Consider the following 16,868-nt stretch of genomic DNA (forward strand, 5'->3'; position numbering starts at 1 on the left):
TGCGCGCGATTCCGCGGCGGCACGGTCACACGGAGGCACGGTGACACGGAGTGAACCGGACGGCCGCCTGCCGCGTCTCCCGGAGCGAGGCCACCCGGGGAGGGACCGTCCCATGCGTCGTCCGAGACGTCCGCGACTGCCGCACCTGCCGGCGTTTCCGAGAGTGCGACCGCGGCTGCCGCGTACCCGTACCGGGCAGCGCCGCGCCGTGCAGGCCGTGATGGCGGGGTGCGTGCTGGCGCTGCTCCCGTCGGCGTGGATGTTCACGGTCACGGACGACCGGCTGCGGACGACCGCGGACGTGCCGCGTACCGAGGTCGCCGTCGTCTTCGGGGCCGGGCTGTGGCAGGGCGAGCCGTCCCCGTACCTCGCGCACCGGCTGGACGCGGCGGCGCAGTTGTACCGCTCCGGCCGTATCCAGGTGGTCCTGGTCACCGGCGACAACAGCCGTGAGGACTACGACGAGCCGGACGCCATGCGCGCCTATCTGACGAAGCGGGGCGTGCCCGACGGGCGGATCGTCAGCGACTACGCCGGCTTCGACACGTGGGACTCCTGTGTACGGGCCAAGAAGATCTTCGGCGTGGACGAGGCCGTACTGATCAGCCAGGGCTTCCACATCCGGCGCGCGGTCGCGCTGTGCCAGGAGGCGGGCGTCACGTCGTACGGGGTCGGGGTGGACGACGTGCACGACACGACCTGGTACTACGGCGGGGCCCGCGAGGTGATGGCGGCGGGCAAGGCACTCCTGGACGCGGTCTTCGAGCCCGATCCCACGTTCCTGGGGCCTCAAGAGCCGGGCGTGGAACGGGCGTTGGCGTCCGCCAAACAGTCTGCCGGGTAATGCCGACGAGAGGGATGTCACGCGGTCGTCGGGGTTTGGCGGCGGTCGCTCACCCTGCCGCGTGAAAGCGGTTCCGAAGCGTTCTGTAGTCAAGTGACTACGGATAGTGTCTGTTTCACCAGCCCGGACCTCAACCGGGCTTGAGGGGAAGGACACATCATGACCGGACTTCGTACCGCCTTCGTCGCCGCCATGGCGGTCGCGCTGCTGTCGGTGCCGGGTGCCGTGGCGACCGCCTCGGCGGACGCCGACGGGTCACTGCGGGAGCCCGGGTGCGCCAAGCTCGGCGCGTCCGGCTGGGGATGGGCCGACATCCGCAACGCGTGCGGCCACACGATCTCCGCCACGGTCGAAGTCGACGGGTGGGACCCCGACTGCATCCAGATCGCGCCGGGCGGGGTCGGGCGCATCGGCCTGGAGGCGGGCGACGAGCCGTACTACGCGTACGAGTGCTGAGCGGGGGCGCGTAAACCGGCCGCGTGAGCAGGCCGCGTGAGCAGGCCGCGTGTGTGTGGCCGCGTGTGTGTGGCCGCGTGTGTGTGGCCGCGTGTGTGTGGCCGCGCATACGTGGCCGGGTGGGCGCGGCCTTCGGGTGGGCGGTGGGGCGGGAGCACTGGCGGGTACTCCCACCCCACCGCCCGCTCTCGCCGCCCACCACCCCTCCCGGTGCGGGCGCCCTCACGGCCGGCCGGCCGGGGCGGGGAGGTCCCCGTGCCTGCCGCGTAACGGGGTGCGTCGTGCCGCGTAACACTCCCGACGCACGCTGGGCGGTATGCAGACCTCCGTGACGCCCACGCACTGCCCGTACTGCGCCCTGCAGTGCGGCATGAACCTGACGCCCGTGCCGGACGGCGACGGCAACGGCGGCAGCGTGGTCGAGGTGACGGAGCGCACCGACTTCCCGGTGAACCGGGGCGCCCTGTGCGGCAAGGGCCGCACCGCGCCCGCGCTGCTCTCGTCCCGGGTGCGGCTGACCACCCCGCTGGTCCGCAGGGACGGCGAGCTGCGTCCGGCCGGCTGGGACGAGGCGCTCGACCGGATCGCCGAGGGGCTGTCCCGCACGCGTACGGAGCATGGCCCGGACGCGTGCGGGATCTTCGGCGGAGGCGGGCTGACCAACGAGAAGGCGTACACGCTCGGCAAGTTCGCCCGCGTCGCGCTCGGCACCTCGCAGATCGACTACAACGGACGGTTCTGCATGTCGTCCGCGGCGGCCGGCGGCATCAAGGCCTTCGGTCTGGACCGGGGGCTGCCCTTCCCGCTGGAGGACATCCCGCGCACCGGGTGTGTGATCCTCGTCGGCTCGAACCTCGCCGAGACCATGCCGCCCGCGCTCCGCTATCTCACGGAGTTGCGGGAGAACGGCGGCAAGCTGATCGTGATCGATCCGCGCCGCACGCGCACGGCCGACCAGGCCGACCTGCATCTCGCGCCGCGCCCCGGTACGGATCTCGCCCTGGCGCTCGGGCTGTTGCACCTGGTGGTGGCGGAGGGGCGTACGGACGAGGCGTACATCCAGGAGCGTACGAGCGGCTGGGAGGCGGCGCGGGCCGCGGCGATGGCGCACTGGCCGGAGTACGTGGAGCGGATCACGGGGGTGTCCGTGCCCCAACTCCGCGAGAGCGTGCGGATGTTCTGCGAGCCGGAGTCCGCGATGGTGCTCACCGCGCGCGGGCCCGAGCAGCAGTCCAAGGGCACGGACACGGTCGGCGCGTGGATCAACCTGTGCCTGGCGACCGGGCGGGCGGGCCGCCCCTTCTCCGGTTACGGCTGTCTCACCGGTCAGGGCAACGGGCAGGGCGGACGTGAACACGGGCAGAAGGCCGACCAGTTGCCCGGCTACCGCAAACTCGACGACCCGGCCGCGCGACGGCATGTGGCCGGGGTCTGGGGCGTCGACCCCGACTCGCTGCCCGGTCCTGGCCGCAGCGCGTACGAGCTGCTCGACGCCATGGGCACGGACATCCGCTCGCTTCTGGTGATGGCCTCGAACCCGGTGATTTCCGCACCCCGGGCCGCCCATGTCGAGGAGCGGCTGCGGTCGCTGGACTTCCTGGCCGTCGCCGACGTGGTGCTGTCCGAGACGGCCGAGCTGGCGGACGTCGTCCTCCCCGTCACCCAGTGGGCCGAGGAGACGGGCACGACGACCAATCTGGAGGGCCGGGTCCTGCTGCGCCGGCAGGCGATCACGCCGCCGGACGGCATCCGCAGCGATCTGTACGTGATGCGGGAACTGGCCGCCCGCCTGGGCGTGGAGAAGGGCTTCCCCACGGACCCGGAGGAGGTCTTCGAGGAGCTGCGGCGGGCGAGTGCGGGTGGGGCCGCGGACTACTCGGGGATCACGTATCGGCGGTTGGCGGAGGAGGGCGGGGTGTTCTGGCCGTGCCCGGCGGAGGAGGCCGGTGGCACGACGGAGCTCGCCGCCGACGCCGACGCCGGTGCCGGTGCCGGCGGGGTGCATCCCGGTACGCCCCGGTTGTTCCTCGACCGGTTCGCCACGCCCGACGGGCGCGCGCGGTTCGTCGCCGTGAGCCATCGGCCGCTGGCGGAGGAACCGGACGAGGAGTACCCGGTGCTGCTCACCACGGGGCGGGTGGTCTCCCAGTACCAGTCGGGTGCGCAGACGCGCCGCGTCGACGAACTGAACGCCGCCGCGCCCGGTCCCTTCGTGGAGTTGCATCCCCGGCTGGCCGCTCGGCTCGGGGTCGCGGAGGGCGAACCCCTGGCCGTGGTGTCGCGCCGGGGGCGGGCGGTGGCGCCGGCGCGGATCACGACCACGATCCGGGCCGACACGGTGTTCATGCCGTTCCACTGGCCGGGCGAGGGGCGAGCCAACACGTTGACGAATCCGGCGCTCGACCCGGTGTCACGGATGCCGGAGTTCAAGGGGTGTGCGGTTCGGGTGGAGCGGGTGGGGTGACGTCCGGGGGACTCCGCGGGTCCGTGGGGGCCGGTCGCGCAGTTCCCCGCGTTCCTGAAGGCAAAGGGTTGCGCCTTTCCCCTCGCCCCTGAAGGCAAAGGGTTGCGCCGTTCCCCTCGCCCCTGAAAGCAGAACCGGGAGCAGGGTCCCGTAGACGAGGAACGGCAGTCGGTTCAGCATGCCTGAACAGCATGCTCCGGCCTTTGCAGAAACGATTCGCACCCCACACACATCCCCACACGTCCCCCAGCGATCAGCTATGGACATGACACCGTCCCGCCACCTAGAACTGAGCGGGTATTCGCATTCGCATCCCCCACCCTCCACTCCCCCACCACGCGTTTCGCGTGCCTTCCTGAGGAGTTCGATGCGTTCGATGAGTCGGACACGGCACATCCGGGGCTCGCGCCTCGCCACCGTCGGTATATCCGCGGCGGCCACCACCTTGCTGGCGGGTGCCCTGTCCCCCGGCGTGGCCGCGGCCGACGGGCCGAGCCGGGACACCGTGCTCGGCAACGCAGCGGCGGTGATCGCCGACCAGGCCGCGCGGCTGGGCCTCACCTCCGACCAGGACACGAAGGCCCGTGACGTGATCGTCGACTCGGACGGCACGCAGCATGTGCGGTACGACCGGACGTATCGTCAGTTGCCCGTGCTGGGCGGCGACTTCGTGGTCCATCTGACGACGGCGGGGGATTTCCGGAGTGCGGACCGGGCCACCACTCGTCCCCTTTCCCTCACGACCGTCGAGCCGTCGGTGTCGGCGCCGAAGGCGGCCGGTCTCGCCACCGCGGCCCTGCGCCTCGCGAACGTCGGTGAGACGCTCCGCGGTCTGGTCGCCAAGCCGCAACTGGTCGTCGACGCCCTGCACGGCAAGCCCCGGCTGGCCTGGCGCACCGAAGCCACCGGCAAGGACTCGCTCGGGAATCCGACGGCCCGGGTCGTTCTCACCGACGCGGTCACCGGCCGGCAGATCGACGCCTGGGACAGCATCGAGACGGCGGCGGGCGACGGGCGCTCCCTCTACGCCGGTACGGTCCCGCTGCAGACGACGAAGTCCGGCTCGACCTACCAACTGTCCGACCCCACCAGGGGAAACACGTACACGGGCGACACGCGGAACAAGACCGACTCCTGCATCCTGATCCTCTGCTACAAGCGTGCGGAGGCGCCCGTCCTCACCGACGCCGACAACCACTGGGGTACGGGCGCCGCTTCGAGCCGGGCCTCGGCGGCGGTCGACGCGCAGTACGGGACCGACACCACCTGGGACTACTACAAGAAGACCCACGGCCGCACCGGGATAGCGGGCGACGGCAAGGGCTCGTACAACCGTGTGCACTACGGGAGCGCCTACAACAACGCCTTCTGGGACGACGGTTGTTTCTGCATGACGTACGGCGACGGTGACGGGACGACCTTCGGGCCGCTGGTGTCGCTGGATGTGAGCGGCCACGAGATGTCCCACGGCGTGACCTCGAAGACGGCGGCGCTGACCTATTCGGGCGAGCCGGGCGGCCTGAACGAGGCGACCTCGGACATATTCGGCACGCTGGTGGAGTTCTACGCGGCAAATCCCTCCGACCCCGGGGACTGGCGGATCGGCGAGAAGGTCGTGAAGTCCGGCTTCGGCCGCTCGGCACTGCGTTACATGGACCAGCCCTCCAAGGACGGCGACTCCGCGGACTGCTGGACCTCTTCGGTCGGCGATCTCGACGTCCACTACTCCTCGGGCGTCGCCAACCACTTCGCGTACCTCCTCGCCGAGGGCAGCGGCCTGAAGACCGTCGGAGGCGTCGCCCACAACGGCACGACCTGCGACGGCGCGAAGGTGACGGGGATCGGCAAGGCCAAGCTGGGCGCGATCTGGTACCGGGCGCTGACGGTCTACATGACATCGTCGACGAAGTACGCGGGCGCGCGTACCGCCACCCTGAACGCGGCGAAGGACCTGTACGGCGCGGGCAGCGCGGAGTACGCGGCGGTGGGGGCCGCCTGGTCGGCGGTGTCCGTGGGCTGAGCCGGCGCGAGAGCCGCGTGGCTGCCCCGGTTCACGACCGGGGCGGCCACTCGTACGTCGGGGGCCGGGTCGGACATTCAGCGGGCTGCGCGAGTGCCCACGAGGTCCAGTTCGCACCAGACCGACTTGCCGACGGTCAGTGTGTGTACGCCCCAGCGGTCGGCCACCTGTCCGACGATCAGCAGCCCGCGCCCGAACATGTCGTCCGCGGTCGCCTCGCGGAGGTTCGGCCGTAACTCCCCCTTGGGGTCGGACACGGCGATCCGCACGGCCTGCTCGGTGAGGGTGAGCTCCACCCGGAAGAGCCGCTCACGAAGACTGCCGTGCAGTACGGCGTTGCTTCCCAACTCGGACACCAACAGGGCTGCGTCGGGCGCCAGTTCCGGGTGCCCCCAGTCCGCGAGCAGACGGTGGGCCCGGCGCCGGGCGAGGGTGACGCTTCTGGGGAGGGGGGTGTAGTCGAGACAGTCGTACTGGAGAGCCAGGGGTTCATCGGGGGCGATCATGTCGCTCACCTTCGGGCAGGGGCGAGCGGCGCCACAGTCCAAGTGACATCACTCTGTTAGCGAGACGTCACTGAAGGTAGGAGCGGGTTGCCGAACTTCGCAAGTACCTCCCGGAGGATTTCCTCCGAACGGGGTTTGCGAGATCAACACGCCCCGCGCCAGACTGGCAGCGCATCAGCCGGCCAGGAGGAGCACCGACGTGACCGCGACCCAGCCGACACAGGGCAACAGCACGTCCACTGTCCTGGGGCGCCGATTGGGAGGTGAACTCCTCCAGTTGCGCATGGCGGCGAACCTGACGCAGACCCACGCGGCCAAGGCACTCACCGCCTCCACGACGAAGGTCGCGAAAATGGAGCGGGGTTGGGTGCCGATGCGCGACCCCGACATTCGGGCACTGTGCGAGTTGTATCTCGTCAGCGATCCCGGCGTTGTGGGCCGCCTCCTGGAACTCGCCCGGATCGATCGCGAGCGCCGCAAGGCCAAGGGGTGGTGGGACGACTACACGACGCTCGGCGTCATGCAGGAGTACGTCACGCTGGAGAACGCGGCGACGGCCATCAAGACGTGGCAGTTCGGATTCATCCCGGGACTCCTGCAGACTCCGCAATACGTGCGGGGTTTGAGGGAATCACCGAGGCGTCTGAAGACACCGGCCTCGCACAGAGTGGGAGACGAGGAATTCATCGCTGCGCGACTCGCACGGCAGCAGCGGCTCACCGACGATCCACCACTCCGACTGGACGCCGTACTGCACGAGGCGGCGCTGCGGAGCCTGCCTCTCAGCGGGGAGGCAGCTCGCGAACAGCTTGATCACCTGGTCCAAGTAAGCAACTTGCCGAACGTCACTCTCCAGGTGTTCCCTTTCGGCGGCGGAGTACATCAGGGCATGAACGGGCCGTTCAACATCATCTCGTTCGCCGAACCCGGCGCCATGGACGTCGTCTACTACGAGTCCGTGCTCACGCAGACGTGGATCGAAGGTGGAGAAGGAGCCGCAACGTACGACGAGCTGTTCAAGAGGATCGCCGGACACTCCCTCAGCGAACGAGACTCCCTCTCACTCCTCCACACCCTCCACAAGGAACTGTGAGCCGTGACTGCATTCCAGTACCGCAAGTCCACCTATAGCGACTCCCTGGCCGAATGCGTCGAAATAGCCACCAACATCCCCACCACCATCGCGATACGCGACTCGAAGCACGCCGCCGGCCCCTCCCTCCGGATCCGCCCCGCCACCTGGACGGCCTTCCACACCGCCCTGCTGAACGGCTGCCTGATCCCGCTCCGCGGCTGACGCCAGCCCCGCCCGATACCCCACCGTCTCGACGGCACAGGCCAGCCCTGCCTCAGCGCCTGAAATTCGACACTCTCACCCTTTCCACTGAAACAGATAACACACACTGGGCCTCACCCATGCTCAAACGTCATATGCAGACCTGCCGACTTCAATTGCGCTACCAAGTATTCTGATTCCACATACGTCACCCAGAACCCTTCGGATCGCATTTTGTTCACGAGCGGCTTGACGTCCGCCAAAGAAAGTTTGAAGATATTACGAATACTCTTCAAATGTGCGGCCGAAATTACCAGGCCTGCGTCCATCGAAATGCGAGAACGACCGTGTTCCTCGACGGCGCCCTTGCCGGTGGCCACCGCGAAGTCGCCCCAGTCGAAGTCGTCCTGGTACTGGAAGGCGTAGACGCCGCCGCTGACGACGGCTCCGATGCCCGCGCCGATACAGGTCGGGCAGTTGCCGGAGGGGTCGGCGTGATAGTCCGCGATCAGTGCGCCGGAGCCATCGGTGTCCGTGGCGATCTGCGGCAGGTAGCCGTAGTTGGTCGCCTTGCTGTGGCCTGGGTCTTGACCCGGCCGACGTTGTCGTACGCGTAGCCGGTGACCCGGCTGCCCGGATATGTACGCGGCTTGAGGGTGCCGCCGGTGTTCCAAAAGCCGTTGAGACGAGGGAGCGGCAGGGATACGGTCCACTTTCCGTCTCAGCGCAGAAAGCCATGACCGACGTGAAGATGCACCCCGACGAACTCGACATCGACGCCGCGCTCGTCCGGCGGCTCGTCGGTGAGCAGTTTCCTGGGTGGGGCGGGTTGTCCGTGACGCGGGTCGTGTCCGCCGGGACCGACAACGCCATGTACCGGCTCGGCGAGGACATGGTCGTACGGCTGCCTCGGTTGCCCGGTGGGGCGGGGCAGGTGGAGAAGGAGCAGCGGTGGCTGCCGGTGCTCGCGCCGCGGCTGCCGCTCGCCGTCCCCGTGCCGCTCGCCGCGGGTGCCCCCGGGCAGGGGTACCCGCTGCCGTGGGGCGTCTTCCGCTGGCTGGACGGCAGCAATGTCTATGACCAGCCCTTGGGTGGAGGTGCCGAACTCGCCTATGCCGCCAGCAGGTTGGGGCGGTTCGTAGCCGCGCTGAGGGAGGTCGATGCCGTCGGTGGATCGCCCTCATGGCGTGGAGGGCCTCTCGCCGACGACCGTCAGGTCCGGACCGCGATCCGCGATCTGGGCGCGGCCGGCATCGTGGACGCGGGCGCCGCCACCGCCGTCTGGGAGGACGCCCTGCGGGTTCCCCGGTGGACCGGCGAACCCGTCTGGCTGCACGGCGACCTGCTGCCCGGCAATCTGCTGGCCCAGGACGGCCGGCTCAGCGCGGTCATCGACTTCGGCGGGCTCGGCACCGGTGACCCGGCGGCCGACGTACTCGCCGCCTGGGCCGTGTTCGACGGCCGGACCCGGCCGCTGTTCCGCGAGGCCGCCGGCGTCGACGACGCCACCTGGGCCCGTGGGCGCGGCTGGGCCCTGTACTTCGGGCTGACGGCCGAGCACCACTACCGGGTCACCAATCCCGTCCTCGCGGCCGTCGGCCACCGGGCGGTGGCGGAAGCCCTCGCCGACGCCGAGTGACGACCGCGACGACCGCGACGACTCAACTGCCGTACGGTCGCACCGCCTTGGCCTCCCTCAGCGCCGACGCCCACCACGCCAGCTGGTCCAGCATCACCTTCGCCGCCGCGTCCGGGGCCGCGGGGTCCCGGTGGCGGCCCTCGTCGTCGAAGGACGCGCCCGCATTGTGGAAGGAGACCGTGTCGCGGACGGTGACGGCGTGCAGTTCCGCGAAGACCTGGCGGAGGTGTTCGACGGCCCGCAGGCCGCCCGAGACCCCGCCGTACGAGACGAAACCGACGGGCTTGGCCCGCCACTCCTCGTAGTGCCAGTCGATGAGGGCCTTGAGCGAGGCGGGGTAGGAGTGGTTGTACTCGGGGGTCAGGACGACGATGGCGTCCGCCGCCGCCAGCTTGGGCGTGATCTTCGCCAGCTCCGCGGTCACCTCGGGCGTCGGGGAGTAGGAGAGGGCCGTCGGCAGTCCGGCGTCGGCCGCGTCCACCACCTCGGTCGTGTAGTCGTCGCGTTCGCGGAGCAGGCCCAGGAGCCAGTCCGCGACGACGGGACCGAAGCGGCCCTCCCGGTTGCTGCCGATGATGACGGCGACCTTGACGGGTGCGGAAACGGGGGTGTGAAGGGGTGCGGATACGTCCGCTGTGGGGTTCATGCGGCGAGTCTCACACCTCGACCAAAGTTGAGGTCAAGGCGGCGAGGGCGAGATCCGGTCACCCGTTCACACGTGCCGCCCGCTCTCTTCGGGTTCTTTCTGCCCGGACGGCACCCGCACCCCTATGACCTGGTGAAACGTCGGCGGGACGGCTCCGCGCAGCCTGCGCCTGACACCCGTTCACCGCACTTCTGACGTGACATCAGGAGGCGTACGGCGTCGACAGCCACTTACCTCGGTAGGGCAGGGCGTGACCGACGCAGCGGCACATGGGGGTGTCGCGGGTCGCGCCCCCTCGAACAGGAGCGAGCACGATGCGCACAGCCCGCCTGCTGACCGGTACCGCGCTCGCCGTCGCCTCGGCGGCCCTCTGCGCGGCACCCGCGTACGGGGCGGCCGGGGGCGGGGAGGGGGCGCGGACCGACGGGGCGAGGGACGACCGGGCCGGCGCCGGGGCCATCGAGCTCTACCCGGCCACCGTCGCGCCCGGCGACGAGGTCACCGTCAACACCGCGTCGTGCGAGTCCGACGACGCCGTGTCGGGTGACGCCGGGGCCGTCGGCGCGGGCCGGTTCACGCTGATCCCCAGCGTGCACGAGGAGGACGCGGTCGGCCGCTTCGAGGTACCGCCGTCCGCGCAGCCCGGCACGTACGAGATCGTCGTGCGCTGTTCCGGCGGTACGCGGATGACCGGCGACCTGGTGGTCACGCTCACCTCCACCCAGGAGAGCAGGCCGCAGACGCAGGTCCACCCGCGAGGAAGCGTGAAGACGGGGGTCGGCGGCGCACTCGGTCCCGACCCCGTGCAGACCGCGGCGGGAGTGGCCGCCCTGGCCGTCGCCGCCGCGGGCGGTACCTGGCTCCTGCATCGCCGGGCGAGAGGCGACGGGATCTGACGGACACCCTCCGCTGTCCACCGGTACCGCCGTCCCCGCCCTCTCCGGACCCGACGCCGCTCGCGGCCCGGAGGGGGACGCGGGACCCACTGAACCGTCACAGGAGGGAGGGGGTCCGCGTGCGGGTGCGTCCGTTCAGCGGCATCGCGAACATCTCGAACGTCTCGATAGCCGCCGCCACCCTGGTCGCGCTGCTCTGCGGGGCCCTGCTGCTGCACCGCGGCGCCCAGACGCACGCGCCGCCCCAGCCGTCGGCCGCGCAGGCCCGCGCGGGCAGCCATGTGGACCGGCCGGCGGCCGACGCGCTGCCGCACTCACCGCCCGACCGCGTCCGTATCCCCTCGATCCGGGTGGACGCCCCCCTCATGGGCCTCGGCCTCTCCCCGCAGGGCAGCCTCGACGTGCCGCCCGCCGCCCGGAAGAACCTCGCCGGCTGGTACGAGGCCGGTACCGCGCCCGGCGAGAAGGGCACCGCGATCGTCGCCGGCCATGTCGACAACGCCGAGGGCCCCGCCGTTTTCTACCGGCTCGGCGCCCTCGGGAAGGGCAGCACGATCGAGGTCGGCCGCCGGGACGGCAGCGTCGCCCTCTTCTCCGTCGACGCGGTCGAGGTGTACGACGCCCGCGACTTCCCGGACGAGAAGGTGTACGGGGCCGCCGCGCGCCCGGAGCTGCGCGTGATCACCTGCGGGGGCGGCTACTCGGCGGGCACCGGCTACCGGGGCAACGTGGTCGTCTTCGCCCACCTCACGGGCAGCCGCCACCCCTGATCAGCGGGGGCTCAGAGCCAGAAGCCGTAGATCAGCGGGGGCTCACAGCCAGAAGTCGTACGCCAGCTTCGCCACCAGCGCGAACACCACCGTCAGCAGCACGCCCCGTACGAAACCGCTGCCCTTCTTGAGCGCGGTGCGCGCCCCGGCCATCGCGCCGACGAGGTTGAACACGGCCATCAGCGCGGCCAGCTGCCAGTACACCGTGCCCTTCCAGGCGAAGGTGGCCAGCGCGCCCGCGTTGGTGCAGCAGTTGATGATCTTCGCGGTGGCGGAGGCGGACACCAGGTCGAGGTGGAGCAGCGCGGTCAGGGCGAGCACCAGGAACGTGCCCGTGCCGGGGCCGACCAGTCCGTCGTAGAAGCCGATACCGAGCCCCGCGAGTCCGATCGCGGCGAGGACGCGGCGCGGCGAGACCGGCTCGGTCGAGGGAGCCGTACCGAACGCGGGCTTCATGATCACGAAGGTGCCGACACCGAGCAGGACGACCATGACCACCGGTTTCAGGATCTCGGTGCTCATCCCGGTGGCGACGAACGCCCCGGCCGTGGACCCGGCCAGCGCCGCGAGGCCGATCCGTATCGCCGTGCGGACGTCCACGGGCGCCTTGCGCGCGTACGTCACCGCCGCGCCCGTCGTCCCGACGATCGCCACGGCCTTGTTGGTGCCGAGCGCGTACTGGGCCGCCGAGCCCGAGTTCGGCAGGCCGAGCAGCAGGGCGGGGAGGAGGAGCAGGCCGCCGCCGCCCACGACCGCGTCGATCCAGCCGGCCGCGAGGGCGGCGAGGCACAGGACGACGACCATGGTCAGCGAGATGTCGGGCATGATCACGACAGTACGGACGGTATAGATGGGCCGTCCATGAATTATGTGAACCTTGAGGGACTTCTGAGGTTGGGGACTTCTGAGGTTGCCGACCGGCCGCCGAGAACCCTCACATCCGTGCCCCGGTCCCGCTGAGGGCAGCGTTCCCCGCGGGAAACAGTCGTGATGCTGCCGGGTAACACCGGCACCGCACGCTGCCGTACATGACCTCGAATACGCGTGTGGTGGTGATCGGCGCCGGCCTCGCGGGCGTACGTCTCGCCCGCAGGCTCTCGGAGCTCGGCGTGTCCGCCGTACTCGTCGGCGAGGAGGAGCACACCCCGTACAACCGGGTGCTGCTCGCGGAAGTCCTGGCGGGGCGCTACGCCCCCGAGGTCATCGCGCTCCCGGTGCCCGAGCGGCTGACCCGCGGGCGGGTCGTGCGCATCGACCGCGCGCTGCGGCAGGTGCGCCTCGCCGACGACACGGTGATCGCATACGACACGCTGGTCCTGGCCACCGGCTCGAACCCCGTACTGCCCCCGCTGCGCGGCCTCTTCTCCCCCGGCCGGCACGAACTGCCCGAAGGCGTGCACGCGTTCCGCACGATGGACGACTGCCTGGGCCTGTCCGACGCCGTACGGCGGGACACCCGGGCCGTCGTCATCGGCGGCGGGCTGCTCGGCGTCTCGGCCGCCCGCGCACTCGCCGAACGCGGCGCGCAGGTGGTACTGGCCCAGCAGGGCGAACGGCTGATGGAGCGTCAGCTCGACCCGTCGGCCTCCAAGTTGGTGCTCCGACACCTCAAGAACCTCGGCGTCGAGGTGCACACCGAGAGCCGGGTGCGCGGTGTGCGCTGCGTCGAGGGCGCGGTCCGCTCGGTCGAGATGGCCGACGGCTACACCCTCGGCGCCGACCTGGTGGTGCTGGCCTGCGGAGTACGTCCGCGGGCCGGACTCGCCCAGGACGCCGGGCTCGCCGTGCACAAGGGCGTCATCGTCGACGACGAGCTGCGCACCTCCGACCCGCACATCCGGGCGATCGGCGACTGCGCGCAGCACGACGGCCAGGTGTACGGGCTGGCCGCGCCCGCGCTCGAACAGGCCGACGTGCTGGCCGAGTTGCTGGCCGGACCACCGTCGGCCGGGTCGTCCACGGGCCCCGCGGGAGGCGCCGCCGGCTACGGCGGCACCCGCGCCCTCACCCGGCTGACCCTCGCCACCGGCGGCTCCGCCGCCTCCGGCGGTCCCCTCGACCTCGCCGCCTTCGGGGAGCACACCCCGCTCCCCGGGGACGACGTCGTCCAGCTCACCGACGCGACCCGCGGCACCTACCGCAAGGTCGTCGTCCGCGACGACCGCCTGGTCGGCGGGGTGCTCGTCGGCGAGCTGGGCACCGTCGGCGCGCTCGCCCGCGCCTGGGAGGGAGCGGAACCGCTCCCCGCGGACGGCGCCCCGCTGCTCCACCTGCTCACCAACGATGGAGGCTCCTGATGTCCACGACCGCACCTGTGGGAACCGGCCCCCGCCCCACGATCGTGCTCGTCGGCCACGGCATGGTCGGCCAGCGCTTCCTCGAAGCGCTGGCCGAGCGCGGCCTGACCGCCACGCACCGGGTGGTCGTGCTGTGCGAGGAGCCGCGTCCCGCGTACGACCGCGTGCAGCTCACCTCGTACTTCTCGGGCCGCACGCCCGAGGAACTGTCCATGACGGACATGGGGTTCATCGAGGAACACGGCATCGAGCTGCACCTGGGCGACCCGGCCGAGACCGTCGACCGGGCCGCCCGTAAGGTCACCGCCCGCTCGGGTCTCGTCGTCGGCTACGACACGCTGGTCCTCGCCACCGGCTCGTTCCCCTTCGTGCCGCCCGTCCCGGGCAAGGACGCCGAGGGCTGCTTCGTCTACCGCACGATCGAGGACCTGCTCGCCATCGAGGAGTACGCGAAGGCGCGGGCGACGACCGGCGCGGTGGTCGGCGGCGGGCTGCTCGGACTTGAGGCCGCCGGTGCGCTGAAGGGGCTCGGACTGGCCACGCACATCGTGGAGTTCGCGCCCCGGCTGATGCCCGTCCAGGTCGACGAGGGCGGCGGCGCGGCGCTGCTCCGCACCATCGAGAACATGGGCCTGACGGTCCACACAGGGACGGGTACGCAGGAGGTCGTCACCGGCGACGACGGCGCGGTGACCGGCATGAAGCTCTCCGACGGCTCCACGGTCGCCACCGACCTGGTGGTGTTCTCGGCCGGTGTGCGCCCCCGTGACCAGCTGGCCCGCGACTGCGGCCTCACCGTGGGCGAGCGCGGCGGCATCAGCGTCGACGACCGGTGCCGTACGGTCTCCGACCCGCACGTCTTCGCGATCGGCGAGTGCGCGCTGGCCTCGGACGGCCGGGTGTACGGCCTGGTGGCGCCGGGCTACGAGATGGCCGAGACGGCGGCGGCGGCGATCGCCGCCGACGGGACCGGCCCCACCGACGCCTCCCTCACCGACGCCTCCCTCACCGACGCCTCCCTCACCGACGCCTCCTTCACGGGCGCCGACCTCTCCACCAAGCTGAAGCTCCTCGGTGTCGACGTCGCCTCCTTCGGTGACGCGCACGGGGCCGCCGCCGACTGCCTCGACGTCGTCTACGCGGACTCGCGCTCGGGCACGTACAAGAAGCTGGTCATCGGGGCGGGCGGGGAGCTGCTCGGCGGCATCCTGGTCGGCGACGCGGACGCGTACGGCACGCTGCGGGCCTTCACCGGTTCGGTGCCGCCGATCGCCCCGGAGCAGCTCGTGCTGCCGGCCGGCGCGGGGGCGCCCGTCCAGCTCGGCCCCTCCTCGCTGCCGGACGAGGCGATCATCTGTTCCTGCCACAACGTCACCAAGGGCGCGATCCGGGGCGCCGTCACCGAGCACGCGTGCACGACGGTCCCCGAGGTCAAGAAGTGCACCAAGGCCGGTACCGGCTGCGGCAGTTGCGTGAAGGTGCTCGGCCAACTGGTCACCTCCGAGCTGGAGGCGAGCGGCGTCGAGGTCGACAAGGGCCTGTGCGGCTGCTTCTCGCAGACCCGTGAGGAGCTGTACGAGATCGTCCTCGCCCTGCGCATCTCCTCGTACCAGCAACTCCTCGACCGGTACGGCCGCGAGGACGCGCGGGGCGGTGACGGCTGCGAGGTCTGCAAGCCCACGGTCGGCTCGATCGTCGCGTCGCTGGCACCCACGATCGGCGCGGAGGGGTATGTCCTCGGCGGTGAGCAGGCCGCCCTCCAGGACACCAACGACCACTTCCTCGCGAACCTGCAGCGCAACGGCTCGTACTCGATCGTGCCGCGCATCCCCGGTGGTGAGATCACCCCGGAGAAGCTCATCGTGATCGGTGAGGTGGCACGGGACTTCGGCCTCTACACGAAGATCACGGGCGGCCAGCGGATCGACATGTTCGGCGCGCGGGTCGAGCAACTGCCGCTGATCTGGTCCCGGTTGGTGGACGCGGGCTTCGAGTCCGGGCACGCGTACGGGAAGTCGCTGCGGACGGTCAAGTCGTGCGTGGGGCAGACCTGGTGCCGTTACGGCGTGCAGGACTCGGTGCGCATGGCCATCGACCTGGAGCTGCGCTACCGGGGTCTGCGGTCCCCGCACAAGCTCAAGTCGGCGGTGTCCGGGTGCGCCCGTGAGTGCGCCGAGGCCCAGTCGAAGGACTTCGGCATCATCGCCACGGCGGCCGGCTGGAACCTGTACGTCGGCGGCAACGGCGGCGCCACCCCGCGCCACGCGGACCTGCTCGCCCAGGACCTCTCCGACGCCGAGCTGATCCGTCTGATCGACCGGTTCCTGATGTTCTACATCCGTACGGCCGACCGGCTGGAGCGCACCTCGACCTGGCTGGAGCGGATCCCCGGCGGCCTCGACCACGTCCGCGAGGTGGTCGTGGAGGACTCGCTGGGCATCTGCGAGGAGCTGGAGTCGCTGATGGCGGCGCATGTGGCCGCCTACCGCGACGAGTGGGCCGAGACCATCAACGACCCGGAGAAGCTGTCCCGCTTCGTGTCGTTCGTGAACGCGCCGGACACGCCCGACCCGGTCGTCGGCTTCGTTCCGGAGCGCGACCAGATCAAGCCCGACCTGCCGCTGCTGAGCATCGGCAGCCGTCCCCTGGAAGGAAGCGCCCAGCGATGACGCTCGCACCCGAGACCACGACGCTCAGGGTCCAGCTCCGGCTGACCGAACCGCACGGCACGGCCGGTACGGCGGTCGCCGACGACTGGTTCGCGGTGTGCGACCTGTCCGTCCTGCTGCCCGGGCGGGGGGTGGCGGCGCTGCTGCCGGACGGACGGCAGGTGGCGCTCTTCCTGGACCGTACGGGCCGGATGTACGCGATCGACAACCGCGACCCGTTCACGGGCGCGGCCGTCCTCTCCCGCGGGCTCACCGGCTCGCACCAGGGACGGCCGTTCGTCGCCTCGCCGCTCCTGAAGCAGCGGTTCGACCTGGCGTCGGGGGTGTGCCTGGACGACGAGTCGGTACGGGTGACGACGTACGAGGTACGGGCGCACTGATTCCG

General features: G+C 70.9%; 16 protein-coding genes. 12 read left to right on the top strand and 4 right to left on the bottom strand.

Annotated elements, in window-relative coordinates:
• Positions 1–112: 112 nt before the first annotated feature.
• The 4 genes from K3769_RS11865 (at position 113) to K3769_RS11880 (ending at position 5,784) form a co-directional block, all read left to right on the top strand.
• A complete protein-coding gene (locus tag K3769_RS11865) occupies positions 113–844 on the top strand; it encodes a SanA/YdcF family protein (protein WP_267026402.1) in 732 nt (243 codons plus the stop codon).
• 159 nt (positions 845–1,003) lie between these two features.
• Positions 1,004–1,300 carry a hypothetical protein gene (locus K3769_RS11870; protein ID WP_267026403.1) on the top strand — a complete coding sequence of 99 codons (297 nt, stop codon included), beginning with the start codon at positions 1,004–1,006 and terminating at the stop codon, positions 1,298–1,300.
• Between the two features lie 316 nt (positions 1,301–1,616).
• The gene (locus K3769_RS11875) at positions 1,617–3,764 is read left to right on the top strand and encodes a molybdopterin oxidoreductase family protein (RefSeq protein ID WP_267026404.1); all 2,148 of its coding nucleotides are present in this window, start codon (positions 1,617–1,619) and stop codon (positions 3,762–3,764) included.
• 376 nt (positions 3,765–4,140) lie between these two features.
• A complete protein-coding gene (locus K3769_RS11880) occupies positions 4,141–5,784 on the top strand; it encodes a M4 family metallopeptidase (RefSeq protein WP_267026405.1) in 1,644 nt (547 codons plus the stop codon).
• 77 nt (positions 5,785–5,861) lie between these two features.
• On the opposite strand, the gene K3769_RS11885 is transcribed toward K3769_RS11880, so the two are convergent.
• The gene (locus tag K3769_RS11885) at positions 5,862–6,290 is read right to left on the bottom strand and encodes an ATP-binding protein (protein WP_267026406.1); all 429 of its coding nucleotides are present in this window, start codon (positions 6,288–6,290) and stop codon (positions 5,862–5,864) included.
• 199 nt (positions 6,291–6,489) lie between these two features.
• On the opposite strand from K3769_RS11885, the gene K3769_RS11890 reads away from it, so the two are divergent.
• Positions 6,490–7,383, top strand: a complete 894-nt coding sequence (locus K3769_RS11890) for a helix-turn-helix domain-containing protein (protein WP_267026407.1) — start codon at positions 6,490–6,492, stop codon at positions 7,381–7,383.
• Positions 7,384–7,386: 3 nt separating this feature from the next.
• The gene (locus K3769_RS11895; RefSeq protein ID WP_267026408.1) at positions 7,387–7,587 is read left to right on the top strand and encodes a DUF397 domain-containing protein; all 201 of its coding nucleotides are present in this window, start codon (positions 7,387–7,389) and stop codon (positions 7,585–7,587) included.
• Positions 7,588–7,700: 113 nt separating this feature from the next.
• Here K3769_RS11895 and K3769_RS11900 read toward each other — a convergent pair whose 3' ends face one another.
• Complete coding sequence (locus tag K3769_RS11900) at positions 7,701–8,279, bottom strand: hypothetical protein (RefSeq protein WP_267026409.1); 579 nt, start codon at positions 8,277–8,279, stop codon at positions 7,701–7,703.
• Positions 8,280–8,302: 23 nt separating this feature from the next.
• Here K3769_RS11900 and K3769_RS11905 point away from each other — a divergent pair, with 23 nt between their 5' ends.
• The gene (locus K3769_RS11905) at positions 8,303–9,205 is read left to right on the top strand and encodes an aminoglycoside phosphotransferase family protein (RefSeq protein WP_267026410.1); all 903 of its coding nucleotides are present in this window, start codon (positions 8,303–8,305) and stop codon (positions 9,203–9,205) included.
• Positions 9,206–9,227: 22 nt separating this feature from the next.
• Here K3769_RS11905 and K3769_RS11910 read toward each other — a convergent pair whose 3' ends face one another.
• Positions 9,228–9,851: an NADPH-dependent FMN reductase gene (locus K3769_RS11910; RefSeq protein ID WP_267026411.1), complete on the bottom strand. Its 624-nt coding sequence runs from the start codon at positions 9,849–9,851 to the stop codon at positions 9,228–9,230.
• 314 nt (positions 9,852–10,165) lie between these two features.
• On the opposite strand from K3769_RS11910, the gene K3769_RS11915 reads away from it, so the two are divergent.
• Positions 10,166–10,747, top strand: a complete 582-nt coding sequence (locus K3769_RS11915; protein WP_267026412.1) for a GVDTG sorting domain-containing protein — start codon at positions 10,166–10,168, stop codon at positions 10,745–10,747.
• 143 nt (positions 10,748–10,890) lie between these two features.
• On the top strand, positions 10,891–11,517 hold the full coding sequence (locus K3769_RS11920; protein WP_267031331.1) for a class F sortase: 627 nt from the start codon (positions 10,891–10,893) through the stop codon (positions 11,515–11,517).
• A 42-nt stretch (positions 11,518–11,559) separates the two neighbouring features.
• Here K3769_RS11920 and K3769_RS11925 read toward each other — a convergent pair whose 3' ends face one another.
• Positions 11,560–12,342 (bottom strand): sulfite exporter TauE/SafE family protein, encoded by a 783-nt coding sequence (locus K3769_RS11925; RefSeq protein ID WP_267026413.1) that lies wholly within the window; start codon positions 12,340–12,342, stop codon positions 11,560–11,562.
• A gap of 203 nt (positions 12,343–12,545) precedes the next feature.
• Here K3769_RS11925 and K3769_RS11930 point away from each other — a divergent pair, with 203 nt between their 5' ends.
• From K3769_RS11930 to nirD, 3 genes are read left to right on the top strand one after another with little or no spacing between them, the layout of a single operon-like run.
• Positions 12,546–13,814, top strand: a complete 1,269-nt coding sequence (locus K3769_RS11930) for an NAD(P)/FAD-dependent oxidoreductase (RefSeq protein ID WP_267026414.1) — start codon at positions 12,546–12,548, stop codon at positions 13,812–13,814.
• The gene (gene nirB, locus K3769_RS11935) at positions 13,814–16,483 is read left to right on the top strand and encodes a nitrite reductase large subunit NirB (RefSeq protein ID WP_267026415.1); all 2,670 of its coding nucleotides are present in this window, start codon (positions 13,814–13,816) and stop codon (positions 16,481–16,483) included. The genes K3769_RS11930 and nirB overlap by 1 nt, the downstream gene beginning before the upstream one ends.
• The gene (gene nirD / locus K3769_RS11940; RefSeq protein WP_267026416.1) at positions 16,480–16,863 is read left to right on the top strand and encodes a nitrite reductase small subunit NirD; all 384 of its coding nucleotides are present in this window, start codon (positions 16,480–16,482) and stop codon (positions 16,861–16,863) included. Before nirB ends, nirD begins: the two co-directional genes overlap by 4 nt.
• Positions 16,864–16,868: the final 5 nt, after the last annotated feature.

The organism is Streptomyces ortus (assembly GCF_026341275.1).
Taxonomy (GTDB): Bacteria; Actinomycetota; Actinomycetes; order Streptomycetales; family Streptomycetaceae; genus Streptomyces; species Streptomyces ortus.